The sequence below is a fragment of the Brevibacillus schisleri genome (assembly GCF_055685845.1).
Window position 1 is genome coordinate 5,367,364 of record NZ_JBVNDM010000001.1, and the last position, 23,852, is coordinate 5,391,215.

The following is a 23,852-nucleotide window of genomic DNA, read 5'->3' on the forward strand; positions in this document are numbered from 1 at the left end:
TTCTTCCAATCCATTCCCAATAGACTATTTCCATTCCGTTTCCGTTTTGTGTTCAATTACCCAAACGACTTTTGGTTCAACTGCTTTCATCATTTGTTTCAGTAACTCATCGCTGATTGTTACTTTATTTTTCCCATCTTGAAGCTGTCCTTCTGCCTGTGTTTTTGTAATCACATCCATTACTTGTTGTTTCGGGATATTTTTCGCTGCTGCAATCTCCACAACAGTTTTTCCTTTTGCTAGTTCTTCTTTTAACTCTGTCGGGCTCATTTTTAGTAAAGCAAACAGTTTTTCATCGTTTAAGAAGTTATCAGCAGTATAATCCGGCTTACCATTTAATGAGAAATAGCCTTCTACTTCCGTGTTTGGTTCAGGAGCTACCGGAGAAAGACTAATTGAATTACCCTGAACAAATACTTGGTAACCCCCTCCTTCAAATCCTTCTGATCCCTTCTTGGTGTAATTCAAGATAAATGTTTTTTGATCTGGATTGTCCATTTGCTCCATGGCAACCTCGTAATCTTTGATGTTGCCATACAATTTATCAATGAGCTGATCTACCTTCCCCTTGATTTCCTGATCGGGTAACGTAATGAGCGGCTTCTCCTTCGGCTCCCAATTCTCTTGCGTCAGGTCTTGAATCTCATCCGTATTGCCGTTTGTATGGAGGGTAATCTTTTTGCCAGTCCCCCCTTTTTCCTGCAAGACGATGCTTAGTTGAACCTTTTTGGTTGAATCATTGGGGTCGCCAAGGTAGCTTGCATTGATAATCTCAAATGATTTTGTTTCAGGAATGGCACGATACAGCTTCTCAAGTGTTGCTTTTCCAGCCTCATCCAGCTTGACTTGTTCAGAAGTTATTGGTGATCGAGTAAGCATGTCAATCACAACAGGGGCCGCAAATGCTGCGGTTGGAATCAAAATCGCAGCAGCAACCATTCCACCAATTAATCGTTTTTTCATCGTTATTTCGCTCCTTTTTCGTTGCAAATAGTGAGAATAAGATTGTTCGATTCGTTTGGAAATGGCCGGCGGGCACTCTATTGTTTCTGCCTCTTCGTGCAGATGTTCACGGATTTTGCGTTCAATAGTCATTGATCTTTTCCATCCTTTCCACGGGGAGATTCCCTATGTTTTTTCGAAGCGCCTGGAGGCCGGCATGATATCTGGACTTGACTGTACCCAGCGGAATATCAAGCAAAGTCGCGATTTCCTCAAGAGTATAGTCGTGATAAAAGCGAAAGATAATCACTGTCCGCTGTTTGTCGGTCAGTTTTCGTATGGACTGGGATATCATTTGGTTTGTACCATCCATCAACGCAGTATGTTCATCCCAATAAGACTCTTCATGGGAGAAGGCACGAATTCGTTCAAAAATGCGGAATCTCCTCCAGCTCTTGACCCGAAATCTCTGCACTTGACGGATTACCAGGCCATGCAGCCAAAACTGGAAAGGACGGTTCGTATCGTAATTAGGAAGTGAGGTCCACATTTGCATATAGATTTCATTCATGACATCTTCCCGATCCTGCTTATGATCGACCAGAAAGGAGACGGTCCGGTATACGTCCTGAAAGGTGGCATCATACATCGCATGAAATGCCTGTTGATCACCCTCTTTCATTTTTATAAGTAATTGGTACATCTCTTCATTTTCCATTCAGAGGGCCCTCCTGAGTAAGCAGCTTACACCCTATATTGTCTCTCGATCGAAAAAAGGTTCGGTTTTCTTCGTATTTTTTTACAAAGTGTAACGAGCCCTATGGCGAAGCACGAAAAAGAGGCGGTAGTTTCCGCCTCTTTTCTTTCCATTAATCATTTAATCCCTTTCCCTCGAGAATTTGCTGCATACATTTTTCCACCCTTGACTCTCGCGTTTTGGCTTGTTTGGGTGCTGAAAAATGGAGCAGGTAAGCTCTTTGCCGTCCCGGAGTCAATGCTTCAAAGGCAGTTTTCAAGGCAGGGATTTCATCCAATTTATTTTGAAATTCTTCAGGAATGGCATATTCTTCATGCTTTTTAAAGTCCACTTCCAAACCGGCTTTTTCAACTTCAATGGCTTCCTGAATATAGGCCTTCAAAATAGATTCCATTTCCATGATTTCTTCCACACTGGTGAACCGGATTTGGCGGGCAGCCTGTACATTCTCCGTTTGTTGAATGAGAATCCCATTTGGATCTTTTAACAAAGCACCTTTTTGAAACAGTAGTGCACAATATTCTTTAAATCCATGTATTAAAACGATGTTTTTTTTCTCAAACGTGTAACAGGGATGCATCCACTTGAAGTCTTCGGTCAACTCACAGTCCAGAACAATCCTTCTCAACTTCTCGTATTCTGCCTTCCACTTTTTCGCCTTGCCTAAAAATTCATCAACCTTAGGATTCGTTTTACTTGTCGTCATTAAGGAACACCCCTCATCTCGTTGGTGTCATGTCAATTTTTAGTTTTGACATTATGGTATTTGTATTATTCGATCATCAGCTATTCAGGTTCCTTCTTTTAATGGCCTTTATCATTTGACTAATTTTCAGGTGGTAGAGGGAAAACTAACGAGAAATGTCAGATAAGGAGACTACATATGATCTCAGAATTCAAGCGATTTTTACTCGGTAGACCTATGAAATCAAGTGAGCTTGCCGAAGAAAAGTTAAATAAAGTAAAGGCTTTGGCTGTACTTTCATCTGATGCTCTGTCTTCTGTCGCTTACGGAACAGAACAGATTCTTCTCGTGTTAATTTCTTTGGGAGCAGTAGCGATGTGGTACTCTCTCCCCATCTCCATTGCGGTTGTCTGTCTTTTAACCATCCTCATTTTGTCTTATCGCCAGACCATCTTTGCTTATACAACAGGCGGTGGAGCATACATTGTCGCCAAGGACAATTTAGGAACGACTACAGGACTGGTTGCAGGCGGCTCTTTGCTCGTGGACTACATGTTAACGGTCGCTGTTAGTACGTCTGCTTCTACAGACGCTATTACTTCGGCATTTCCAGTCCTACATGAGCATCGCGTTCTGATTGCACTGTTCATGATTGCCATCGTGACGGTATTAAATTTACGTGGAATCACAGAATCGGCAACGATTTTAATGTATCCTGTTTATTTGTTTGTTGTCGCGATGCTCGTCCTAATTATTGGCGGCGGATATCAATGGCTGGTGGGGAATGTTCAAACTCATCCCCCAGAATATGGGGCAGTTGTTCCAGGTATAACCTTATTTCTTCTATTGAGAGCATTTAGTTCAGGGTGTTCCGCATTAACAGGAGTAGAAGCCGTATCCAATGCCATTCCCAACTTCAGGGACCCCGCACCCAAAAATGCAGCATTGACTCTTATCATGATGGGACTTATCCTCGGAGTTATGTTCATGGGCATTAGCCTGTTGGCCTATTTGTATGGTATTTCACCGAATCCTAAGGAAACGGTGGTATCTCAAATCGCTTCTACTGTTTTTGGACGAGGAATCATGTATTACTCGATACAAGCTGTTACAGCGCTTATTTTATTCCTGGCGGCTAATACTGCTTTTGCAGCCTTTCCTTTACTCGCCTTTATGTTTGCCAAGGACAGATTTATGCCAAACATGTTCATGGTTCGAGGAGATCGTCTTGGGTTTTCAAACGGGATTATTTTCTTGGCTGTTCTTTCTGCCCTATTAGTGATCGCGTTTAAAGGTGAAACGGAAAACTTAATCCCTTTGTATGCGCTCGGTGTTTTTATACCGTTCACCTTGTCACAAGCAGGAATGATGAAACGCTGGATTTCCAAAAAGCCCCGAGGGTGGTTCACACCTTTTGTTATTAATACGTTAGGAATGCTAACGACCCTTACCATTTGCCTGATCTTTTTCCTTACAAAAATCACGCAGGTATGGCCAATTTTTGTGTTCCTTCCCATCGTCATTTTCATCTTTAGGAAGATAAATCAGCATTATAGAGATTTGGCAAATGAGTTACGACTCGATATAGAAACAGAAAAGCCCGAACCCAAAGGGAGTGTCATCGTTATTCCTGTGGCTGGGATCTCGCAGGTAGTGAAAAATACTATTAGTTATGCGCAATCCTTGTCAGACGACATTGTCGCGGTCTACGTCGGGTTCAGTGATGAAGACATGAAAAAAATGGAAGAAAAATGGGATCTCTGGAATCCGGGAATACGCTTGATTGTCCTGCGTTCCCATTATCGCAGTATAATAAGACCTTTGTTTAAGTTTATTGATACGGTTGAATGGAAAAAGGCAGAAACAGACCATGTTACTGTCATGATTCCACAGTTTATTACCAAGCGCTGGTGGCATAACTTACTTCATAACCAAACGAGTTTATTAATCCGCGCGTATTTATTCGCCCGCCAAGATGTAAAAATTGCTACGGTTCCATACCGGTTAAAGAAATGAAGCAGTATCCAGTAAGCCATAAACTACGAAGAAAACCCGTCTCTTTGTAAGGAGACGGGTTCCATCATTTTTGATTACCTTGATCATCACGACTATGATTCAAATCCAGTATGAGCCTAAAATTAGATTGAAGGACAACCCAATCATACACTTTTTTTACGCGAATGATTTCCGGCTGAATACTGTTGGGGACTCCAAAGGTGACGGTAACCACAAAGCTGCAAGAGGCCGTATTTCCTGACTGATCCCTGGCTGTGCAGGTGAGCATCGTCATCCCTACAGGAAAGTCCATGGTAAAAGTTGCAACTGCAATGGGGGCAGGAGGGGAGAAGGAACGTGTCATCCCATGACAAGTAATTGAGGTTACCCCACAAGTATCAGTGGCAGTGACTTCATAGGTAACCGTAGCGGAAGTTTGCCCAGGTAAAACAGGGATTGTGATATCCTCAGGGCAAGTGATGGTTGGAGGCTCGTCAATAACCGTGATGGTAAATGAACATACTTCCGTATTCCCAAATATATCTTGTGCCGTACAGGTGACAACAGTATCTCCCACTGGGAAAAGGGAGCCAGAAGGCGGAGAACAGGTAACAGTGACTCCAGGGCAGGTGGCAACAGGTGTTGGATAGTTTACGATAGGGCAGGGTACAACCATGTCAGGAGGGCAGGTTGGTGGCTGCACGCAGCCATTTAGCAAAACAGAAACATTGCTCGAATCCTCGTTTGCAGTAGCAATGTCAACTCTTCCGTCTCCGTTAAAATCAGCTACTGTAATGCTGAAAGGACCTGCTCCTGTAGGAAACTGAAAGGGAGTCGAGAACCCTCCTGACCCGTTGTTTATAAGTACAGAAACGTTATCAGAACCTGCATTTGGGGTAGCCAAATCAATGGCTCCATCACAATTAAAGTCCGCCGCCGTTATATCAAAAGGAAAGGCATCAGTGCCCAAGGAAAAGGGACTTCCTGCTGCTTCTGTAAAAGAACCGAACCCATTGTTTAGAAAGACGGTTACATTACTCGTAGCAATATTAGCGACAGCAATATCGATAGACCCATCACCATTTAAGTCAGCTGCTACAAGGCTAAGTGGGGATGATCCCCCTGGAAGTACAGAGAAACTCACTCCAGGAGTCTGGAACGTACCGTCCCCATTCCCGATAAATATCGTTATATCATTCGTGTCCCGATTGGCAGTGGCCAGATCAAGCTTGCCATCTCCATTAAAGTCGGCCGCTACAATATCAAAAGGGGCCAAACCAGGAGTAGTGGCAAAAGGACTTCCTGGCGCCATGGTAAATACACCTGATCCATTATTCAACAAGACAGTAATGAAGCTAGTTCCTGTAATTTGGCCTACATTTGCTATAGCTAAGTCCACACCGTTTATACCATCAAAGTCCCCTGTAGCAATAGCAAAAGATTGCGAAACAGCAGGAAACACACCTGTACTATAAGCTACAGGTGCAGCAAAGGTGCCATCCCCGTTATTCAATAGGATAAAAACGCGGTCATTGGGAGTTTGATCCGTTACAGCCAAATCAATGTGGCCATCTCCATTAAAATCTGCTGCTGCAATTTGCCCTAATAAAGACCCAGGGAACAAAGTATTGAAGGGTATCGTTTGGAATACGGAAAACACGCCGGACCCATTGTTAAGAAGAATGGAAACATCGTTGGACCCAATATCCACTACAGCCAGGTCTATTAAACCGTCTCCATTAAAGTCAGCAGATGTAATGCTGGATGGAGATGTCCCCCCCGTATCATATTCGACAGCGGTCTGAAAAAATGGGCAGGCCAAATTGGATTCACCCTTTCTTACAGGAATACAGGCAGCTATTCTCTCATTGAAATGCTTCACTCCAAACATAAATACAGGTTAAAAAATGCATGTGGTGTATACGCTGCAAATGTCTTTGATTATGATATGGCTGTTTAGGTGTGGATGTGAATCTGCTCTTCTTGTATGGTCAATCCCAAGCAAACCCGTCTCCTTAAAACAGGAACGGGTTTGCTATTTCTTTGAATATATATTGAACTTTTTAACTGATTATTCCTTTGATTTGAATTTATTCCTTTTACTGTTTTGCTCAATTTAACGAACTGTAATATATTTCTATGTGGAATTATCCATATTTAACAGTTCAAGGAGGTTTTTATGAATTTTGTAAAGAGAAGATGGAAAGGTACTCGAAATGTTTTAGCACTGGTTTTCATGTTAGGCATTATTTTTTCTGGTAATAGTTTCGTACAAGCGGCAGATAATGAGTATACAGATAACGTAATTCCAGTTATGACTGGGGAAACTACACCTTCAGGTCATGCTTTTTCTTCCTCCAAACTTTGGGATGCTTTTTATCCATGGAAAGCCTTTGACCATAATCCCAATACAGGCTGGTATGCCACCGTTCTTCCTGGAGCTCTAGAATATGAGTTTCCAACTCCAAAAAAAATCGAGAAATATTCCATTACCTATTGGAATGAGAATACTGCACCAGCAAATTGGACTTTTGATGGCTGGGATGGTACAGAATGGGTTCAACTCGATAAGCAAGTAAACATAAGAAACTGGTATACTATCCCATCAAAAAGGCAAGAATTCTCTTTTAGTAACGATAACTCCTATATTAAGTATCGCCTAAATATTACGGCATCTGTATTTGCCCAAGGTAACGCAAGTATTATTGCTGAACTGGAGATGTTTGAAAAGAACAATTCTGGCACTGATCCAGGCACCGATCCGGGTACTGATCCCGGTACTGATCCAGAACCAACTGGGGACAATGCACTTCTTGTTATTAAAATGATCAGTGGACTTGAGAAAGAATTTGATTTAACTGCATCCGAAGTAAAGGACTTCATCAACTGGTATAATGGCCGTGCAGACGGACATGGCAAAGAAACATATATGTTCGATAAGAACTTTAACAAGGGGCCATTTACTTCACGCAAAGACTATGTGGCATTCAGCAAGATTCAATCCTTTGAAGTCATGGAATATACCAAATAACACGGCGAGGCACCTCCTATCTAACAGGAAGGTGCCTCAAATTTTTGAAGACGCTGATCTATGCTGAAAGAGTAAAGTCGACAAATACTGGTGATCGAAGAATGCCGCTCTAGTTGATGATCTTTATGAAATCGCCTGCACGCTTATCCACATAGTAACAACGGTCCTTATGCTTATTTTTTGTCGTCGCGAGAAATCATCTTCCGTTACAAAAAAGCCCGCGAATCGTTCGGAGGCAACAATTTAGCTAATGGTTAATTATATTTCTCTAAAACTTCTTTCTTCAATTTATTAAACTGCTCAACATTTTCACCAAAATATTCACTTTCCTCTAAACTACGGTAAGTATCAGTTGGTTGTGCTTTTTTAGCCTTTGTATTCTGCATCCCTGCACTGATATCGTATTTACCTTGATACATTCCAATAATTGCATATCCCTCTTTATCACCTGTATCTCTCAAGAATAATACGTAGGTCCCTTCTTCATTCATGAGATTATAGCCTTCCACTGTATCAAAAACATCCCCCTCGAAATAAGCAGGCTCATATACAGAGATTGTATCTCCTTCTTTAAGACTTCCCTTGTGAACCTTCTGTATTTTTACTTCGGACTCTGAAGCAGTTTTTACATCACCTTCGCCAAGATTCCATTCTTTTAAGGATCTCTTTCCAGTAAATTCAGCTTGCACTATATAGCCGGAGTACTTTTCAACCTCTTCGATATTTTCAAACAAAATAAAATCGGCCTGATTCATAGCAACTCGATAATCTTTTTCAGTAGTGTTTAATTCTTTATAAGAAAATGCTCCTCCCACTAGCAAAGCAATTGTAGCAACAGAAACAGCAATCAATTTTTTCATAACTCCACCTGCTTTCTCTTGGTTCTTCCAGGATAAATTATTTTCGTCTAATCTCGTAGGATCAGTAAGGCTCAACTTTCCTTGCTGCAAATGCCTTTTCTTCATAGTCTTCTATAGCTTCAGTAACAGTACCTAGTAGATTCTCATCTGAAACTGAAGCAAGTGATATAGGAATCAATGTCCTTGACATAACTTGCTGTTGGAATTGTAAAACCGGGTATTCTCTTACCTCCTCTTAAATTCCATAATTACATAATAATTCCCTTTCCCTTCCTATCAAACAAAAAATACTATTCATTTTTAGATACGTGCTGTGATCCCACTGTAAAAACAAAAACAACGCGCAAAGACACGAAGCCTAATGGGGTGTCTACTTTTATGATCCTCAGTAACAGCTATGCACGTACGTTCTCCTTTTTGCTTACGAGAACATAGTGCAAAAACCATCCTCGATTTTTGGGAATGAATTTTTCCTCCAAGCTGACCAAACTGACTCTGGTATTTGCCCGTCTCCGTAAAACAGGGACGGGTTATTTTCTAGACAACTAAAATAAAATCGACGAATACGGGAGAGCGTAGCATTCTACTCTTCGTCCAGTTATGAAACTTGGATCGAACTGGACAACGTTTCTACATATCTTTAAATTTCCACAATGATTTGTAACTTTTTTCCAATACATCCGTATTAATATATAAAAGCATGCTTGTCTCGACCTCTACGACTTATTGCCAATGCTTTTTTCAAATAAAGGGAAAGGGAGGATGTGATGAAATTAATAGACAAAAAGTGAACAGGTTAGATTTATGGAAGTGTAAGGAAAACCCTAACTAATCTAAGGAGTGGTACGATGTTTAAGAAAAGGTTTGTAAAAGGTATGATGGCAGTAATGATGGTATTTACACTAGCTAGTTCAACTCAAGCGGCATCAAATGAAGTAAGCAAGGTTAACCAGCCAAATAAAGTTCAGGCAAATCAAAATTATTTATTTAATTTTTGGCATAATGGTTTGGAAGCCAACAGCTATTGGAAGGATGCCCCTTTTCAGGTGAATCTCAATTCAACTGTGTGCGGGAAGCTAAATGTCAATCAAGTTCCAGCAAATTCCCAAAATAGTGGTTTTTTAAACACATCGGTGAATCTGCTAGGGAACAATGGGCAAATCTATTCCTTTGACGGGATTACTGGGATGGGCACGTATGAGAAAAACTTTTGCCTTCAGCCTGGAACATACACAGTGAAGTATATAAATAATTCATCTTTCCCAATAAATATATTGGGGTATTTCACCTATTGATAAGTCCACGAAATCATAAAAAAGCACCCCTGACTGTGTTTTTCTCGACAGCCTGAATCCGCTCAGATTTCTGGGCGGATTTTTCATTACATTTATCTGTTTGATTGGGCGGCTATTATTTGTCATAGACTCATATGACGAGTCGTAAATGGAATAAGACGAGTAGCTTGTGAATTTAAGACTTTTAAAACGCATGAAGAGGCGGAAATGATCTGCCTTTTCAATTCTAATCATCCCAAGAAAACCTCTGCTCTTACCAGGGATCACCGTACATATACTTGTGTAACCATTGAGTGATTATAAATCGTCTAAACCGGGTCTTCTTAAAATAGGGACGGGTTCTTAATTTTTTGAACTAATTTGTTTCGCTTTTGTTTATCTTTGTTGGAGAACCAAATAGTTGGGTTAGTTTATTTATGCTTTAACTATTAAATATGGTATTTCGCAAAAAAATATTGTTAAATTTTGTATATATATGTAACATTTTATTGAATCCAAAAACTAGGAGATGATAGATTTGAAAAAGTTTGCTCAAGCAGCTTTGCTCGCATTACTCACTGCATCTTTTATTATTCCAACAGGAGCAGAAGCCGCAAGTTCTCAACAAACTTCTAATACGGTTGCACCTGCTTCAACCAAACAAGTAGCAGATTACTCAAACCTTGGATCAAATGATCCGACTAAGAAGTCTGCAACCTTCAATGTAACTACACCTGGCTATGTTACAGTTAATGTGACACAGAACCATGGTACGGAAACAGCTTACATGTACTATGCAATTGTTACAGACCTCCCGGATGGTACTACAACCTCCTATGGCGCTTCAAACATCGAAGGAAATGGCTCTTTTAGCTTCACAAGTAGTAAACCACTACCTGCTGGCGAGTATTACATCCGTTATAACAGCAAACAACGTGGCCGAACTTCTGGGACTATTTCAGTCACTACACCATAAACCTAAACTTTTTTGAAAGAGGCTTTCACCAGAAGGCCTCTTTTTTTCCTATATTGGTGCATTTCAACGTTTTAAAAGTTCATTCATGGTATCAATGTCGATCAAAATGCCTTGTTTCCGCGCTTCCTCGATTAGTCTTAACATTCCTTCCCCTGACGTGAAGAACTTCGGCACCCTTCCATTACCGTCTGTGGCCCAGTCAGTGAAATCTTCATCGAGATAAGGTTCCCACCCTAACGTCTCCGCAACTTTCTTGTCCACTCTCCACTTGAAATAGTAAGTTAAGTTGAACTACAGAGTATCTGCAACAAACAATTGTTGGGTCAGTTTATTCATGTTTTAACTATTAAATAAGGTATTTCTTGCAGAAAAATGTTGTTAAATTTTGTATATACATGTAACATTTAGTGTAATCCGAAAACTAGGAGATGACAGATGTGAAAAAGTTTGCTCAAGCAGCTTTGCTCGCATTACTCACTGCATCTTTTATTATTCCAACAGGGGCAGAAGCCGCAAGTTCTCAACAAACTTCTAATACGGTTGTACCAGCTTCAACCAAACAAGTAGCAGATTACTCAAACCTTGGATCAAATGATCCGAGTGGGAATTCTGCAACCTTCAATGTAACTACACCTGGCTATGTTACAGTTAATGTGACACAGAACCATAGTACGAAAACAGCTTACATGTACTATTCAATTGTTACATACCTCCCGGATGGTACTACAACCTCCCATGGCGCTTCAAACATCCAAGGAAATGGCTCTTTTAGCTTCACAACTAGTAAACCACTACCTGCTGGCGAATATTTCATTCGTTATAAAAGCAAACAGCGTGGCCGAACTTCTGGGACTATTTCAGTCACTACACTATAAACCTAAACTTTTTTGAAAGAGGCTTTCACCAGAATCAATTTCTCTTTTGTTAAATAGTGATCCCTTTGTGCTTCAGGAATGCCAAACTTACCGCGTGAGGCACAGTTTCGGTGACAGGTGGCTTTATCGCACTGTCCTTTGGCATGCTCACCCAGCCCTCAGATTCTTCGCAGTATTTCCAAACTCGGCCAAGGTATCAGCCTTTCTGAAAATGCTCGTATTCAAGGTAAATCCCTTGCTTTTCAGCTTCCTCCACTAGAACGCCCATTCCTTGCCACCTATTTGAGAAGTAAACCGGTTCCCTTCCCCCAATTTCAGAGTCCTTGCTGCCCTTTTGCTGGCACCATATCGATTTAGATGGTTCATGGCAAAAATGGCAGATGGCTTTTGCTAATGATGTAATTTGCCTAGATGACCTCAAACTCCACATGCATGAAGAAAATGAACGTGAAGAGACTATCAGGGCACAACTCATGGCAGAATCATCTATGGACAAAATGATACCTAAATTGTCAAAACAAGATGTCATTACATTTGCAAAGAGCAAAAAGGAAAACTGGCCACATCTTGAACTTGAACACAAGAAAGTAATTATGCAAACTGTATACTCCAGAATCGTAGCAGATACATATGGTGAAGCTGTTGGGGGTCCTGGTAGAAAAGCAGCATGCAAAATTATTTCATTTGATACAAATTAAGAGGCGGTTTCCCGCTTCTTTTCCATTTCCCCTACATACTTTATAAGGTGTCTTCAAAAAAGTATTCTTCACTGTCAAATTTACGTAATAATTCATCTTCCGTTTGATGCTCTCCATGTGGCGCAAAGGTCGGGCTATCAAAGTAGCGAGGCAAGAAGTATTTAGGGTCTATCGATATTTGAATAGGTAATATACTTCCCGTTATACTTCCCTTTATTATTTGTATCGATGTAAATGAGGTCCAGTAGTATCTGTACCTGTATTACCAGATACCACAATTTCTTTTCCTCTACTGCCAATTAAAATCGTCATATGGATTTATGCCTATGCGTAAGTAGTTCCGTTCCCCGTACTGACAACGGCTGATATTGCGAGAGCTAGACTAAGAAAAAGGTGGTAATTTACTTGTACAAAACGTTAAAAGTATTCTTGTTGCTTTCCGTAGTTACAATAGCTGGATGTACTACTAGTAAAAATGCGTTATCCATGCAAGCAAGTCCCCAGCCTCAATTGGTCGACTATAATAAAAAGCTAGAAATTCTTGATCGATTAGAGAACCACGACACTACCTTAAGTCGAATGACGGAAATACTAACAATTGAATGGCATCATTTATTTACACAAAAGAATGAAGAGGATCTGTGGAATACATACTTTTATCTCACTTGGAATTTACGTCCTGACGAAAAAGAACGAATAAAAAAAGAATTATCTACAACCCATAAAGAACTCGCAACTTACTTGGATATGCAGAAAAAAGGCATTCTTCCCGCAAAGGAAGTACATATAAAGAATATTATGGCTGAAAGAACCCCCGATAATGACGGTTATCTCGTAAAAGCATGTTACCTTCTCACACTAAATGACGGCTCATCGAAAGAGATTTGGGTAGAACTTCATGCAGACGACAATATGGAAACTTTTAATCCTCGTTTTAACACTATAGCTACTGGTGAAAATCTTCCTGAACCTAAAAATGAACAAGAGAGATTACGTCGTGAATTTATACTTAGGGCACTTGACTACAATGTGATTAAAAAAATGACTTATGATGAAATTTTAGAGATGATCGACATGAAATCGGTCGATACAAAGTAAACTTATGTACGTGCTTATTATATGAAGAATGTCCTAAGCCAAATAAGTCGAGTAGTTTAAGTATTAAAGGCATTATAGTTTGATTTTCCCGGTTTCCTTCAGTAATTTAACAAAAAGAACAAGGGAATAAGTAATGATTAGCATCGAACTGCCCAATCCCGTTAGGCTACTATAAATTAACTCGTCTACTCTTGTTTCCATTTCTAATGACGATTCTAGGCTAGTTGACCACCAACCAAATATAATGATTTGAACAAAAGTATTGATGATCAGTATAGAGATTTTTCGTTGTAACGATAAGAAAACCACAAATAGTGAAAACAATACGCCAGAATACTTTATAAACCGAATAAACTCCCCTTCATCTAGTACTACCGGAATATCTGCGCCCATAAGCAAATTAAGAAATAGTTGAATGCCACTTCCAATTAGTACACAATGAATAGTAACCAATTAAGAAAAGCTGGCATACTTCCCCTCCTTTATGGCTCTTTCGTTTGAATAAAAACATTCTTTAAGCATGATTTTTTCCGTATCAAATGGGATTTATCACCAATTGTATAGTGGTTTCATTTTTATGACAACTTTAATATAGAATATAGCAAATAAAGTAGAGAACCCGCCTAGACATTTCGCCTGACGGGTTTTTGCTGCTGTAATCCTCGCTACATACTATGTGCTCCCGTTCGCCTTCTGTTTGGCGTCGTACAGAATTATTAAGCCGTACCTTCCCACCCATCCTCCCTAACTGGCTCCTATATACAAGAATCACCAACAGAGGTTTTGCTTAGCGGGAGCTTCCGCAACTGAACCTCTACATCCTTTTGGAATCAACGGTCTAGTTGATCATGCCGTTTTCCGGAGTGACGGTAAAATCATAGAAAACCCCTGTTTTATTGATCGATGCCGTAACGGTCGGTCTTCCCTTTTTCGTAAAGGTATACTCGTTGTATTTCGTTGAAACATTGTATCCTGTCAAATCCATATGAAAGATTTTCTTCACCATTGGATTAGCGGCAGCAATCGCTTTTTCTTTCGTATAGAACGGTTTGGCAAACACTTTTGGAATATCTTCGTCCGCGACATAGTTGCTATCTCTGAAATCATTGTGGTTGATGGCTGAAACAACTTTCCCTGTTTTCGCCCCGATGAAGACACTATGTGTACTGTCACGATCCATGAAGCTCCACACCTGATCCAGGTGATAGTCCGAATTTTTCAGGAGCGAGACCTCAGGGAGCAATGCTGATGCTTTTCCGTTTGATAGTGCCTTCATTGCCTTTTGCGCTGTATCGACCAACTTGGGGTTAATTTTTTGGCTTGTATATTTTATCGAAACAACGCTGAGCCTCCCTGTTGTCGCGTCGATGGATGCCGTTACATTCTCCCCTCTAAACACCCAACTGTTTTCTACATCCGAGCTGATTCGATCTACCTGATCAATTCTAAAAGCCTGTGTGCCATCCATGCTTTTCAACGTACTCATGACAGTATTTTGCAAATCTGTAGCCACTTCGCTGAACTTGAAGTTAACATGTACAGATACGACCGTTCCTTCTTTTTTGGTAACCAGAACCTCGCCTCTGTTGTCTTTGGCTGAGATCGCCCAGCAATCGGCGTTCATCCCTGTAATCTCATCCAACTCGATCGGCAGACTGCCTGCCTCCTTTTGCATGGCTTGTTTGGCAGCCTCTACGACATTTTTGTCCAATTGTGCAAGTTTCTTCATTGGTTCTGGCGCCAATTGCTTTTGAGTGTCTGCATAAGCTGGTGCTGGCATACTCGCAAATGGAACTGCTGCTGACAACAGCACTGTCATCATACTAACGGCAAAAAACGTTTGCTTTTTCATTTCGTTGACTTCCCTTCTATTTTCAGATCACTTATTTGATCCAGCTGGAAGGATTTCGTGACAATGAATTTCGTTTTTTTGCAGTTAAGAGACAAAAACACCCTTCACAGATTCCGTTGAAGAGTGTACTCCCATCTCCTATATTTCAGTACCCCTTAAGATACGCATGAGTTCAACTTGTTCGTTCGGGCATTCGCCTAATCTTGCCGGAATAATCCATAGATAAATAATCTTGTATCATTACGACCATCCCGTTCCCCTCCCTAATCCCACAGTCGTTAAGCCCCTGTGGTATAATTTACTTAGTAGAGCAATTATCCACAAATCCCACAATTAGGTTTTTTACGGAGAGTGGTTGAGACGATGAATTATGACATCAATGCCTGGGCCTTCTCAAATGATACAGAGTTTCCTCATCAAGATTGGGACCTTTTTATTACTGATATAAGTACTGCTCCTTTACTATTATCACTATCAATTAATCCGGAAGTAGCAAAGGATAAACGGAAAGTCTTTCTAGCTTGTCTATACCTATTAGTAGGTGATGCAGTGGGAATAGTAAAAGATAGAACACACCTTGAGGAAGTCCGACTTTTTGTAGAGCAAGCTTCATCCAATCGAAATTACTACATCCAACAATGGGTTTCTCGATCGTTTCAACTCATTCAAAACCCAGAACTTTTTGATTACAAAAAATGGTGTGATGGGATTGATATCTTTTCTTTCTGGGAAGATTAGGCTTTCTTTTATTTCAGTAATGTTTTGTTAAGCTAATGTTTTCACACTAGTGTTGTTGTAAGACAATCCCAATACCGTCAGTTAAGAGGAATGATTATGTGATTACATCCGCCGAAGAATTTGTAAGACTGAGAACAAGTGAGAATCCTGATGAATATCTTACTGCAGCTTGGGATGAAGCTCCATTGGAGGTTTGGCAAGAAGTAATTCAAAAATATCCAGACATGTCTTTTTGGGTTGCTCAAAATAAATCAGTACCTGTTGAGATTCTTATCATTCTTGCCAGCCACCCGGAGGAGAATGTTCGAAGCATGGTTGCTTCGAAGAATAAGCTTCCAGAAGAGTTGCAAATCAATCTTGCCAGCGATCCCGAATTTTTTGTTCGACAACGTATTGCTTATAACAAGAAAGCTACTTTTAAAGCTCTACAAATACTGGGTCAAGATAATAACGATGAACTACGAACTCATGCTCTGAAGCGAATTTCCGAAGACCGATACCGTTAACAAATCGTGTGGTTTGTTAATTTAATCCAAATATTGTAAAATGCTTTAAAAACTAAGTGGTGGTAATCCAAATGAACAAATTCGAAAAAGGAATTGTTTATCTCTTTAGCTTTATTTTCTTTCCCATCGGACTAATCGTATGGATCACTTCATTTTTCAACCAAAATCAGGAATTTAAAAGTGTAGGAAGAACAGCTTTATATATTGCTGCTGCTTCCCTTTGCATCCAGATTCTAATAGGAGTCTTAAATTTTGTTGTGTACACTAACATTACTCTCAAATGAGGATGAGTATACAGTTACTATTGAGAGGAACAAAAATTAAATGACTTTTGCGTTGATCCTTCTTATCGCGTGGGCTCTCATCTTAAATTCAAGGTCTTCTAAAACTAAATGGTTCTATGTGATCGTATTTATAGTTGTTTTGTTTATACTTGGAATCTATTCTTATAATGCTGAAGATTGGACTGGATATTAAGACAATGACACACCATCACCATCTACGTTACCGCAATTCAAATGTTTCCGTTGACTGCGATGGCATTTTATATGCTCGACAATATCTCCCTTTTTCAGGCCGTTCAGCACCTTGGTTCGCATGTAAGCCTAATGAAAAACAAAAAAAGAGACAGATAATCACCGCCTCTTTTCCCCAATCAATCCCAAGCAAACCTCTGCTCTTTCCAGAGATCACCGTACATATTATATCCATTCTTCTCCCAAAACCCTTGCTTGTCTTTCTCCATAAACTCAATCCCACGCACCCACTTGGCACTTTTCCAGAAGTAAAGATGCGGGATGACAAAGCGCAGCGGCCAGCCGTGCTCAGGGGTCAAATCCTCGCCGTTATGTTTCGTAGCGAACAGGTTGCCGTTTTTCATGAAGTCGACAAGCGGAATGTTCACCGTCCATCCGTGCTCAGCGTGCAGCATGACGTACTTCGCTTCGGGCTTCACCTTGACCAGTTTGAGAACTTCCTCCACCGGAATGCCTTCCCATTCATTGTCCAGCTTGCTCCAGCCTGTCACGCAGTGAATATCGTTGGTGGTGCCACCTTTTGGCAGGGCCATCATTTGTTCGTAGGTCAATGTTACTTCTTCTTCGACGAGACCGAAAAGGCGAAAGCTCCACTCCGTAGAGAGATCTGTATATCCGGGAACCTCTCCGTAGTGCAGGACAGGAAAGCCTGTCGTCTGTTTTTGATTCGGTGGAATGCGATCGCGCTTGGTATCAGCCGCTGGGTTGATAAACATGTTGTTTCCACTCCCCGATTGTTAAGTCTCTTATTTTCCAACCCGCAAAAGCGCGTGGTCTACCTTGATACACATGTCCTGGACAACCTCGATGCCTTGATCTGCAACCAATTTTGCCGCGTCTTCGTTGGCAATGCCTTGTTGCATCCAGAACACTTTTGGCTTGTGCTGCATTTTCAATGCATCCTCGGCAACAGGCATCATGTCTTCGCTGCGGCGGAACACATCAACGATGTCGACTGGCTGATCGATCTCAGACAGGCTGGCAACCACTTTTTCACCCAAAACCGTTTCACCCGCGATGACAGGATTGACCGGGATGATCTTGTAGCCCACGTTCTGCATAGCTTGCGATACCATATAGCTGGTGCGGTCCGGCTTGTTGGACAGCCCCACTACTCCGATCGTTTTTGCATCCTCCAGCAGTTGACGGCGTACTTCGTTGCTTGGATTTTGTGCCATGTGAAAACACTCCTTTTTATGTTGAAATGGGAAATTGAACTACCTCTTATTCACTACGGCTGGAAACAAACTCAACAATGGTGCGCGTCATCGCTCCGGTACCACCAGCTGGTTGCATGTCGCCAGCGCTTGCTGTGTACGCCGTACCCGCGATGTCCAGATGTACCCACGGTGTATCACCAACGAATTCTTGCAGGAAAACACCACCGATGATGCCGTGGCCATAACGTCCACCAGAGTTTTTCAAATCGGCAAAACGGCTCTTGTTCAGACTGCGATACTCATCGAAGGTAGGCAACTGCCACAAGCGCTCACCCGCCACGTCTGCTGCGTTCATCAGCTCATCCAACAGTGCTTTGTCGTTGGTCATAGCACCTGAGCAGAAATGACCGAGTGCGACCACGATACCACCTGTCAAGGTAGCGGCATCCACCAGGCAAGACACGCCTTGCTCTTTTGCATAGGTGATGCAATCAGCCAGTACGAGACGACCTTCTGCGTCTGTCGTAATGATCTCAACCGTTTTGCCGCTCATGGTCGTGATGACATCGCCTGGACGGAATGCCGTTCCGGATGGCATGTTTTCCACGGTACCGACGACAGCCAGTACGTTTACCTTTGGTTTAATCTGTCCCAGCGCCTCCAATGCGCCGATCATCGTAGCCGCTCCACCCATGTCCGACTTCATGTCTTCCATGCCTGCTACTGGCTTGATGGAGATCCCACCTGTATCAAACGTCACGCCTTTACCGATCAAGCCAATGACATCGTCCCACGTGTCTCTTCCTTGATATTTGACTGCGACGACATAAGGCTCGAGCTCGCTGCCTTGTGCAACAGAGAGAACCCCGCCCATTCCCAGCTCTTCCAGCTTCGCTTTTTCCATGACTTCCACAGTCATGCCATAGCGCTCTGCTACCTCGACCATTGCATTCTTCAAAGCGCGTGGAGTCAAGTAGTTAGCTGGTTCATTGACGAGCGTACGCGCCAGATTCGTCCCGGATACGAGCGCCGAACCACGAGCAACACCCGCCTGTACCAATGAAGCATCTGCATCTGCTGCCAAAATCTGCACCGTCGCAATTGGGTCAAACTCACGCTTTGCCTTTTGACGGTAGCCCTCGTAATTGTATTCGGCAAGTCCAAAGGCTTCCGTAACTGCCTGCGCCAGACGGTCGGCACTCATATGCTCTGTTGTTGGCAAATCAATCACGACTGTTTTCCCGTTGCCTTTTCCTACAACCGTTTTGGCTGCACGTCCCCATGCATTTCGGGCTGCGACGAAATCAAATTTCCCCGGTTCACCCATCCCGGCGATCAATAGTTTTTTTGCAGCTACCTTGTTCATCCCGTGAACAACCGTAATTTCCTTTGCCTCACCCGTAATTTCCTTGTCCTGCTGCAAGCCACTCAGACTGCCCCCAAAAGCTTCGTCCAATTCCGGGTATACTTGCGAAAGCTCCTCACCCTTCCATAGCGGGACAATCAGTTCATCACACGCGATATTTACAAGCTGTATGCGATTTTCTACTGCTACTTTCATATACTCTTCCCTCTTTCTGTGTGGTAGGATACTATATGGGCACATTTGTTTAACAGGATGTGTCGACATATAAGCGCAAGGGTGGAAACGTCATGGCTTTTGCCTCTGTGTAAGAAATGACATCCTTTTCCGGCAACAATTTCTCGCATTCATCTATGTAACGAAGAACTCTTGTTACGTCCAGTCCCCAATGAACTGGCTGGTAACGAGTCAAATACTTTCGTGCATTGCCTAACATCCAGCGAGCACCTTTGATATTGCCGTACTCTTGGTGGTACAGTCCGACTGACAATTGCAGCAATCCTTGCAAAAACTTGTCTGACTTGTCTTCCATCCAGATGTCTTCCAACAGATCGTGGCATTCATAGTATTCTCCATCATTGAATTTTTCAATGAACTGCAAATACTGCTCAGGATATCCCATGGATGCATGCCTCCGTTTCGAACCTCCATCTTCATGGTAACACAGATTGGCAGTCACTTTACATCCAAACAAAAACTTCACGGATTAAGACAACGCCCTTCTGTTACAATAATCCTAGAGATAAGCGCACAGTAGAAAGGAATGGATTTTCCGTGGCGGATTTTTTTGAAAACTTCCCCTTATGGGCAGCACTGCTAGCCATTGGGATCGCCCAATTTATCAAAATTCCCCTCCATTTTTTTGCCACAAAAACGTGGCAATGGTCATTGCTCATGAGTACAGGCGGTATGCCCAGCTCTCACTCTTCTGCCGTGACAGCCCTATCCACAGCCGTGGGACTGCGTGAGGGCTTTGGCAGCAACATGTTCGCTATTTCCGCGATTCTCGGTGTGATTGTGATGTTTGATGCCGCAGGTGTCCGCCGCCATGCCGGTATGCAAGCTGTTGTCTTAAATAAGCTGGTCGATGAATTCAACCACCTGCTAGAAGGAATGAAATCGTTAAAAGTACGCCCTAGCCAAGAAAAAGCGAAAAAATTGAAAGAACTGCTCGGTCATCAACCGATCGAGGTATTGATCGGCGGTTGGTTAGGCGTCATGATTGCGTTATTGCTCCATCCGTTTTTTTAAAGGAGGGCTCCTATGCGCATTGTTTCCATCTGTCCCAGCAATACCGAAATCCTGTATTATTTAGGCCTGCATGAGCATGTCGTCGGTTTGGATGATCACTCTGACTGGCCGCTGGAGTGGCAGCATCTCCCCCGGGTTGGACCCGATTTGACAATCGATATGGACCGGGTCGCTGCTCTCCAACCGGATCTGGTCGTAGCGTCCCTCTCTGTTCCTGGCATGGAGAAGAATATAGAAGCTTTGGGTAACAGAGACATTCCTCATATCGTCCTGAACCCTTCCCGCATCGGGGATATCGCTCATGATATCCAACTCGTCGGTGAGGCGACAGGAACACAGAGGCAAGCCGAGCAGCTTGCGATCCAATTTGACGAAACCATTGAAAGCATCCGGCAAAAGGCAGCAACGTACGAGCAACGCCCAAAGCTGTACTGGGAATGGTGGCCGAATCCCATCTACACACCGGGTCAGGAAAACTGGTTGACCGATGTAAGTGACATTGCGGGTGCCATCAATATTTTTGCAGATTATCCTGTCGCGAACGTCAAGGCTACGCGGGAAATGGTCATGGAACGCAATCCGGATCATATTTGCGTCGTCTGGTGCGGAATTGACCTGAAGCGAATCAAGCCTAATCTGATCACCAATCGCCCAGAGTGGATGAATATGACCGCGATTCGAAACAATCAGGTCCACTTGTTGGAAGAAGGCCTCTATTGCCGCCCTTCTCCTCGCATTTTGGAAGGATTGGAAAAGCTGGTTGATTTGATTCATACAAAATGACACAAAAAACGTTCAAAGCTTGTGCCTTGAACGTTTTTTCTTTTTTCTTTCATGCCACCGATGCGGCATCCATTTGTTTTCATTCGTTGCTATTCAGTTTGTTGTTGGCCGCTGACGGGCTCCGCCATGGCTGCGATTCCTTTTTCATTCAAGCTATTCAGAAAAGCTTCCGTTACTTTGCCTTCGCCTTTTTTTACGATATACACGTCCACCGACTTTTTCCCCCATTGCGAGAATACGTCCTGCTTGGTCTCGAAATACAGGTCAATCTTATGGCCGCGAATCGCTCCACCCTTGTCAGCTACCACACCATATCCATAACCGGGAATGTATAAAATGGTCCCCAGCGGGAAAACGCGCAAATCAGCTGCAATCGTGGAATAGTCGTCTCTACGTACTTTTACACCTGAATAGGTAATGCCATAGGACGGGTGAGATGGATTTTTGCCCGTCGATTCGTATCCGGCATAGTAGCCTGTTGCCACTACACGTACTTTTGGATATTGATCGTGAAATACATCCGCTTTATCAATCACTTGAGTAAGAGAACTGGCAGATACCGTCCGTTTTTTGACGACACGTTGCCCCTCTTTCGTTTCCTTGATTCCAAAAGTGGACGAGACACCGTAGTCTCCCACAACATTATAGCTGTATCCATCGCTTGCGAAGGCCGTCAAGACCAGGATGAACAGCGCGACGATACTTACGAACTGCTTTCCATTCATTTCTTGGTAAACCTCCTCTCGTTTCTAGTCATGTCCCGACGAGGAGGAAAGTATACACAAATTTTGGTTGATTATAGAAATATTCAGTCTGTTACCCCATTTTTCCAATCAAATGCCAAAAGAAAAACAGGCCCGAAACGACGGCCTGCTTGTGCTTGTTTTAAAACATCCGATATCCTTTTTTGCGAAGCGTGTGAATGGTCCAGCCACTCGCGACTGTACCTGCCATGCCGCAGCCCAAAATGAGCGAATCCCAAATTCCCGGAACGATTTGTTGATAGACAAGTGCACCTACGACTACACCAACGCCGATCACAACTGGAAACCATGTCGTTTTCAAAATCATGTTTAAAATAAACCCAATGCCAAACCCTAGCACGGAGAACAGAACAATGGATACCATAAATTGCATCAAGTTCATCGACGAAATAGACCTCCTGCCACCTTCTCCACCTTTTGCCACTTTTTATGCAAATACAGGAAAGGCGGGCTATTTTCGGTATTAAGTGTAGCAAAAAGGCGAGGGATCGGTCAATAAGAGAAGCCAAGCGTATGTGTTGCACGCCTGACAGAAAAAACCGCCGATGCATTCGCTTCGACGGTTTTCTATACGAGGTTCCTTACTCATTATGGATGAGAAGAAACAGCTTCCTTCTGAGCTTCCTGTGTACCGGCTCCGTCACAGTTAGGGCAATTCTCCGAGCCCCCCAGGAGCAGTTGGAAATACCCTTGGCCATGGCAGTATGGGCACTGTTCTTGTTTTTGTCTCATGTTGAGCTCCCCTTTCGGCATACATGCGTGAAGATTAATTGCATGTATTTTCAGATTATTTAGATGTATCTAACTATATCAGAATCTCCCCTTGGTTTACAATGCAGTTCATCGCGAAAAAATCATAAAAAAACCGCAATGTAAACGGAAACATTGCAGTTTATCTAGCTTATTCGCAGGATTACTTAAAGATTTTATAGGAAGTGTATTGAAAAATGGGATCGATAGCAAACGATTGACCTGTCATTCCCTGTTCCCGTTTGATATAGTCCGGCAATATGATTTTCAAATAAGTCGAAGACAACGGATCATGAAGCAGCTCTTGTATGGGCATAAATTTCGCCTCCGCGATCTCACCTTCCTGCGGACGCGGTTCTCCCCCTATGTAATCCATCCAAAAAACGACCATATTGTCACTAATGGACTCTCGAATGACGCCTGAACGGATTCCCGCTACTTGTCGCACGACTGCCTCGACACCCGTTTCTTCCAGCACCTCACGCACTGCTGCTTCATCTACTGTCTCACCCTCCTGCACGAATCCCGCAGGAAATGACCATTGCCCTTTTAGTCCGCTGTATGTTTTTTTGACAACCAATGCTTCTTGCCCGCGAATGACAATTCCGCAGGCGCCTAGCCAAACCTTCCCTTCCCGCATCCGTCTCGCTCCTTTCATGTCTTAACTAAACGAAGCCCCCGGCTCTTCATCGCCGGGGGTACCTCTCAATCATCCTCGTCATCTAGGAGCCCATTATCGATCATGTATCGCAGATTTTCCCGATCCCTCTCGCGGCCCTTTTCCTTGAGCCGTTCGATGGCAGGCAGGATGAGAATATCTACTTCACGCTGTACATGCCATGCCAAATCGTGTCGCCCCTGCTCCTCCAGATAAAGGCCCACTTCCATCATAGCGTTGTACCGATCCATCTCTTCGCGGACCATGAGCCCTCGGACTTGAATGCTCGCGTGACGCATC

27 protein-coding genes are annotated in these 23,852 nt (G+C 42.7%); 11 read left to right on the plus strand and 16 right to left on the minus strand.

Translation table 11 applies throughout. The features are described from left to right. Positions 1-24 precede the first annotated feature (24 nt). From ACUUHJ_RS25480 to ACUUHJ_RS25490, 3 genes are all read right to left on the minus strand, one after another. Positions 25-1,095, minus strand: coding sequence for a hypothetical protein (locus tag ACUUHJ_RS25480; protein ID WP_472300296.1), 1,071 nt, complete (start codon positions 1,093-1,095; stop codon positions 25-27). Next, positions 1,085-1,660 (minus strand): sigma-70 family RNA polymerase sigma factor, encoded by a 576-nt coding sequence (locus tag ACUUHJ_RS25485; RefSeq protein WP_289674368.1) that lies wholly within the window; start codon positions 1,658-1,660, stop codon positions 1,085-1,087. The genes ACUUHJ_RS25480 and ACUUHJ_RS25485 overlap by 11 nt, the downstream gene beginning before the upstream one ends. Positions 1,661-1,811: 151 nt before the next feature. Then, positions 1,812-2,405, minus strand: a complete 594-nt coding sequence (locus ACUUHJ_RS25490) for a YdeI/OmpD-associated family protein (protein ID WP_064201415.1) — start codon at positions 2,403-2,405, stop codon at positions 1,812-1,814. 177 nt (positions 2,406-2,582) lie between these two features. Here ACUUHJ_RS25490 and ACUUHJ_RS25495 point away from each other — a divergent pair, with 177 nt between their 5' ends. Continuing rightward, entirely contained in the window at positions 2,583-4,400 is a 1,818-nt protein-coding gene (locus tag ACUUHJ_RS25495; protein ID WP_472300298.1) for an APC family permease, read from the plus strand. Between the two features lie 64 nt (positions 4,401-4,464). Here ACUUHJ_RS25495 and ACUUHJ_RS25500 read toward each other — a convergent pair whose 3' ends face one another. Beyond that, complete coding sequence (locus ACUUHJ_RS25500; protein ID WP_472300299.1) at positions 4,465-6,201, minus strand: FG-GAP-like repeat-containing protein; 1,737 nt, start codon at positions 6,199-6,201, stop codon at positions 4,465-4,467. Between the two features lie 357 nt (positions 6,202-6,558). On the opposite strand from ACUUHJ_RS25500, the gene ACUUHJ_RS25505 reads away from it, so the two are divergent. Then, entirely contained in the window at positions 6,559-7,410 is an 852-nt protein-coding gene (locus ACUUHJ_RS25505) for a discoidin domain-containing protein (protein WP_472300300.1), read from the plus strand. Between the two features lie 254 nt (positions 7,411-7,664). Here ACUUHJ_RS25505 and ACUUHJ_RS25510 read toward each other — a convergent pair whose 3' ends face one another. Next, complete coding sequence (locus tag ACUUHJ_RS25510; RefSeq protein ID WP_472300302.1) at positions 7,665-8,360, minus strand: hypothetical protein; 696 nt, start codon at positions 8,358-8,360, stop codon at positions 7,665-7,667. Between the two features lie 758 nt (positions 8,361-9,118). On the opposite strand from ACUUHJ_RS25510, the gene ACUUHJ_RS25515 reads away from it, so the two are divergent. Continuing rightward, positions 9,119-9,565, plus strand: coding sequence for a hypothetical protein (locus ACUUHJ_RS25515; protein WP_472300303.1), 447 nt, complete (start codon positions 9,119-9,121; stop codon positions 9,563-9,565). Positions 9,566-10,073: 508 nt separating this feature from the next. Beyond that, positions 10,074-10,520: a hypothetical protein gene (locus ACUUHJ_RS25520; RefSeq protein WP_015892972.1), complete on the plus strand. Its 447-nt coding sequence runs from the start codon at positions 10,074-10,076 to the stop codon at positions 10,518-10,520. 63 nt (positions 10,521-10,583) lie between these two features. Here ACUUHJ_RS25520 and ACUUHJ_RS25525 read toward each other — a convergent pair whose 3' ends face one another. Next, positions 10,584-10,781 carry a hypothetical protein gene (locus ACUUHJ_RS25525; RefSeq protein WP_472300304.1) on the minus strand — a complete coding sequence of 66 codons (198 nt, stop codon included), beginning with the start codon at positions 10,779-10,781 and terminating at the stop codon, positions 10,584-10,586. 167 nt (positions 10,782-10,948) lie between these two features. Here ACUUHJ_RS25525 and ACUUHJ_RS25530 point away from each other — a divergent pair, with 167 nt between their 5' ends. The 3 genes from ACUUHJ_RS25530 (at position 10,949) to ACUUHJ_RS25540 (ending at position 13,191) form a co-directional block, all read left to right on the plus strand. Then, the gene (locus tag ACUUHJ_RS25530; protein WP_472300305.1) at positions 10,949-11,395 is read left to right on the plus strand and encodes a hypothetical protein; all 447 of its coding nucleotides are present in this window, start codon (positions 10,949-10,951) and stop codon (positions 11,393-11,395) included. A 380-nt stretch (positions 11,396-11,775) separates the two neighbouring features. After that, on the plus strand, positions 11,776-12,093 hold the full coding sequence (locus ACUUHJ_RS25535) for a hypothetical protein (protein WP_472300306.1): 318 nt from the start codon (positions 11,776-11,778) through the stop codon (positions 12,091-12,093). A 405-nt stretch (positions 12,094-12,498) separates the two neighbouring features. Further along, a complete protein-coding gene (locus ACUUHJ_RS25540; RefSeq protein ID WP_472300307.1) occupies positions 12,499-13,191 on the plus strand; it encodes a hypothetical protein in 693 nt (230 codons plus the stop codon). Between the two features lie 838 nt (positions 13,192-14,029). Here the strand turns inward: ACUUHJ_RS25540 and ACUUHJ_RS25545 are convergent. Further along, the gene (locus ACUUHJ_RS25545) at positions 14,030-15,043 is read right to left on the minus strand and encodes a hypothetical protein (RefSeq protein WP_472300309.1); all 1,014 of its coding nucleotides are present in this window, start codon (positions 15,041-15,043) and stop codon (positions 14,030-14,032) included. 363 nt (positions 15,044-15,406) lie between these two features. Here ACUUHJ_RS25545 and ACUUHJ_RS25550 point away from each other — a divergent pair, with 363 nt between their 5' ends. Continuing rightward, a complete protein-coding gene (locus ACUUHJ_RS25550) occupies positions 15,407-15,781 on the plus strand; it encodes a hypothetical protein (RefSeq protein ID WP_472300311.1) in 375 nt (124 codons plus the stop codon). Positions 15,782-15,879: 98 nt separating this feature from the next. Then, positions 15,880-16,287, plus strand: a complete 408-nt coding sequence (locus ACUUHJ_RS25555; RefSeq protein ID WP_472300312.1) for a hypothetical protein — start codon at positions 15,880-15,882, stop codon at positions 16,285-16,287. A 655-nt stretch (positions 16,288-16,942) separates the two neighbouring features. Here the strand turns inward: ACUUHJ_RS25555 and ACUUHJ_RS25560 are convergent. Genes ACUUHJ_RS25560 through ACUUHJ_RS25575 form a run of 4 tightly spaced genes read right to left on the minus strand, consistent with a single transcriptional unit; the run spans position 16,943 to position 19,968 of the window. After that, positions 16,943-17,539, minus strand: a complete 597-nt coding sequence (locus ACUUHJ_RS25560; RefSeq protein WP_472300313.1) for a sulfite oxidase-like oxidoreductase — start codon at positions 17,537-17,539, stop codon at positions 16,943-16,945. Between the two features lie 30 nt (positions 17,540-17,569). Further along, the gene (locus ACUUHJ_RS25565) at positions 17,570-18,001 is read right to left on the minus strand and encodes a CoA-binding protein (protein WP_472300314.1); all 432 of its coding nucleotides are present in this window, start codon (positions 17,999-18,001) and stop codon (positions 17,570-17,572) included. 46 nt (positions 18,002-18,047) lie between these two features. Further along, positions 18,048-19,544: a leucyl aminopeptidase gene (locus ACUUHJ_RS25570; protein ID WP_472300316.1), complete on the minus strand. Its 1,497-nt coding sequence runs from the start codon at positions 19,542-19,544 to the stop codon at positions 18,048-18,050. A 49-nt stretch (positions 19,545-19,593) separates the two neighbouring features. Further along, complete coding sequence (locus ACUUHJ_RS25575) at positions 19,594-19,968, minus strand: DUF309 domain-containing protein (RefSeq protein ID WP_017251328.1); 375 nt, start codon at positions 19,966-19,968, stop codon at positions 19,594-19,596. A gap of 152 nt (positions 19,969-20,120) precedes the next feature. Here ACUUHJ_RS25575 and ACUUHJ_RS25580 point away from each other — a divergent pair, with 152 nt between their 5' ends. Next, positions 20,121-20,597 carry a divergent PAP2 family protein gene (locus ACUUHJ_RS25580; protein WP_015892987.1) on the plus strand — a complete coding sequence of 159 codons (477 nt, stop codon included), beginning with the start codon at positions 20,121-20,123 and terminating at the stop codon, positions 20,595-20,597. Between the two features lie 12 nt (positions 20,598-20,609). Then, positions 20,610-21,380, plus strand: a complete 771-nt coding sequence (locus ACUUHJ_RS25585; protein WP_472300318.1) for a cobalamin-binding protein — start codon at positions 20,610-20,612, stop codon at positions 21,378-21,380. Positions 21,381-21,469: 89 nt separating this feature from the next. Here ACUUHJ_RS25585 and ACUUHJ_RS25590 read toward each other — a convergent pair whose 3' ends face one another. The 5 genes from ACUUHJ_RS25590 to ACUUHJ_RS25610 form a co-directional block, all read right to left on the minus strand. Continuing rightward, positions 21,470-22,105, minus strand: coding sequence for a 3D domain-containing protein (locus ACUUHJ_RS25590; RefSeq protein WP_015892989.1), 636 nt, complete (start codon positions 22,103-22,105; stop codon positions 21,470-21,472). A gap of 160 nt (positions 22,106-22,265) precedes the next feature. Further along, positions 22,266-22,526, minus strand: a complete 261-nt coding sequence (locus ACUUHJ_RS25595) for a YuiB family protein (RefSeq protein WP_015892990.1) — start codon at positions 22,524-22,526, stop codon at positions 22,266-22,268. 206 nt (positions 22,527-22,732) lie between these two features. Next, on the minus strand, positions 22,733-22,897 hold the full coding sequence (locus ACUUHJ_RS25600; protein WP_015892991.1) for a YuiA family protein: 165 nt from the start codon (positions 22,895-22,897) through the stop codon (positions 22,733-22,735). Between the two features lie 160 nt (positions 22,898-23,057). Beyond that, complete coding sequence (locus tag ACUUHJ_RS25605; RefSeq protein ID WP_188069717.1) at positions 23,058-23,534, minus strand: NUDIX domain-containing protein; 477 nt, start codon at positions 23,532-23,534, stop codon at positions 23,058-23,060. Between the two features lie 65 nt (positions 23,535-23,599). Then, positions 23,600-23,851 carry a hypothetical protein gene (locus ACUUHJ_RS25610; protein WP_007716742.1) on the minus strand — a complete coding sequence of 84 codons (252 nt, stop codon included), beginning with the start codon at positions 23,849-23,851 and terminating at the stop codon, positions 23,600-23,602. Position 23,852 lies beyond the last annotated feature (1 nt).

What these genes read in the sequence shown, in the direction of transcription:
- ACUUHJ_RS25480 (WP_472300296.1), bottom strand. Translation starts at nt 1,095, where the DNA reads ATGACTATTGAACGCAAAATCCGTGAACATCTGCACGAAGAGGCAGAA.
- ACUUHJ_RS25485 (WP_289674368.1), bottom strand. Translation starts at nt 1,660, where the DNA reads ATGGAAAATGAAGAGATGTACCAATTACTTATAAAAATGAAAGAGGGT.
- ACUUHJ_RS25490 (WP_064201415.1), bottom strand. Translation starts at nt 2,405, where the DNA reads ATGACGACAAGTAAAACGAATCCTAAGGTTGATGAATTTTTAGGCAAG.
- ACUUHJ_RS25495 (WP_472300298.1), top strand. Translation starts at nt 2,583, where the DNA reads ATGATCTCAGAATTCAAGCGATTTTTACTCGGTAGACCTATGAAATCA.
- ACUUHJ_RS25505 (WP_472300300.1), top strand. Translation starts at nt 6,559, where the DNA reads ATGAATTTTGTAAAGAGAAGATGGAAAGGTACTCGAAATGTTTTAGCA.
- ACUUHJ_RS25515 (WP_472300303.1), top strand. Translation starts at nt 9,119, where the DNA reads ATGTTTAAGAAAAGGTTTGTAAAAGGTATGATGGCAGTAATGATGGTA.
- ACUUHJ_RS25520 (WP_015892972.1), top strand. Translation starts at nt 10,074, where the DNA reads ATGATAGATTTGAAAAAGTTTGCTCAAGCAGCTTTGCTCGCATTACTC.
- ACUUHJ_RS25530 (WP_472300305.1), top strand. Translation starts at nt 10,949, where the DNA reads ATGACAGATGTGAAAAAGTTTGCTCAAGCAGCTTTGCTCGCATTACTC.
- ACUUHJ_RS25535 (WP_472300306.1), top strand. Translation starts at nt 11,776, where the DNA reads ATGGCTTTTGCTAATGATGTAATTTGCCTAGATGACCTCAAACTCCAC.
- ACUUHJ_RS25545 (WP_472300309.1), bottom strand. Translation starts at nt 15,043, where the DNA reads ATGAAAAAGCAAACGTTTTTTGCCGTTAGTATGATGACAGTGCTGTTG.
- ACUUHJ_RS25550 (WP_472300311.1), top strand. Translation starts at nt 15,407, where the DNA reads ATGAATTATGACATCAATGCCTGGGCCTTCTCAAATGATACAGAGTTT.
- ACUUHJ_RS25560 (WP_472300313.1), bottom strand. Translation starts at nt 17,539, where the DNA reads ATGTTTATCAACCCAGCGGCTGATACCAAGCGCGATCGCATTCCACCG.
- ACUUHJ_RS25565 (WP_472300314.1), bottom strand. Translation starts at nt 18,001, where the DNA reads ATGGCACAAAATCCAAGCAACGAAGTACGCCGTCAACTGCTGGAGGAT.
- ACUUHJ_RS25570 (WP_472300316.1), bottom strand. Translation starts at nt 19,544, where the DNA reads ATGAAAGTAGCAGTAGAAAATCGCATACAGCTTGTAAATATCGCGTGT.
- ACUUHJ_RS25575 (WP_017251328.1), bottom strand. Translation starts at nt 19,968, where the DNA reads ATGGGATATCCTGAGCAGTATTTGCAGTTCATTGAAAAATTCAATGAT.
- ACUUHJ_RS25585 (WP_472300318.1), top strand. Translation starts at nt 20,610, where the DNA reads ATGCGCATTGTTTCCATCTGTCCCAGCAATACCGAAATCCTGTATTAT.
- ACUUHJ_RS25590 (WP_015892989.1), bottom strand. Translation starts at nt 22,105, where the DNA reads ATGAATGGAAAGCAGTTCGTAAGTATCGTCGCGCTGTTCATCCTGGTC.
- ACUUHJ_RS25595 (WP_015892990.1), bottom strand. Translation starts at nt 22,526, where the DNA reads ATGAACTTGATGCAATTTATGGTATCCATTGTTCTGTTCTCCGTGCTA.
- ACUUHJ_RS25600 (WP_015892991.1), bottom strand. Translation starts at nt 22,897, where the DNA reads ATGCCGAAAGGGGAGCTCAACATGAGACAAAAACAAGAACAGTGCCCA.
- ACUUHJ_RS25605 (WP_188069717.1), bottom strand. Translation starts at nt 23,534, where the DNA reads ATGCGGGAAGGGAAGGTTTGGCTAGGCGCCTGCGGAATTGTCATTCGC.
- ACUUHJ_RS25610 (WP_007716742.1), bottom strand. Translation starts at nt 23,851, where the DNA reads ATGCGTCACGCGAGCATTCAAGTCCGAGGGCTCATGGTCCGCGAAGAG.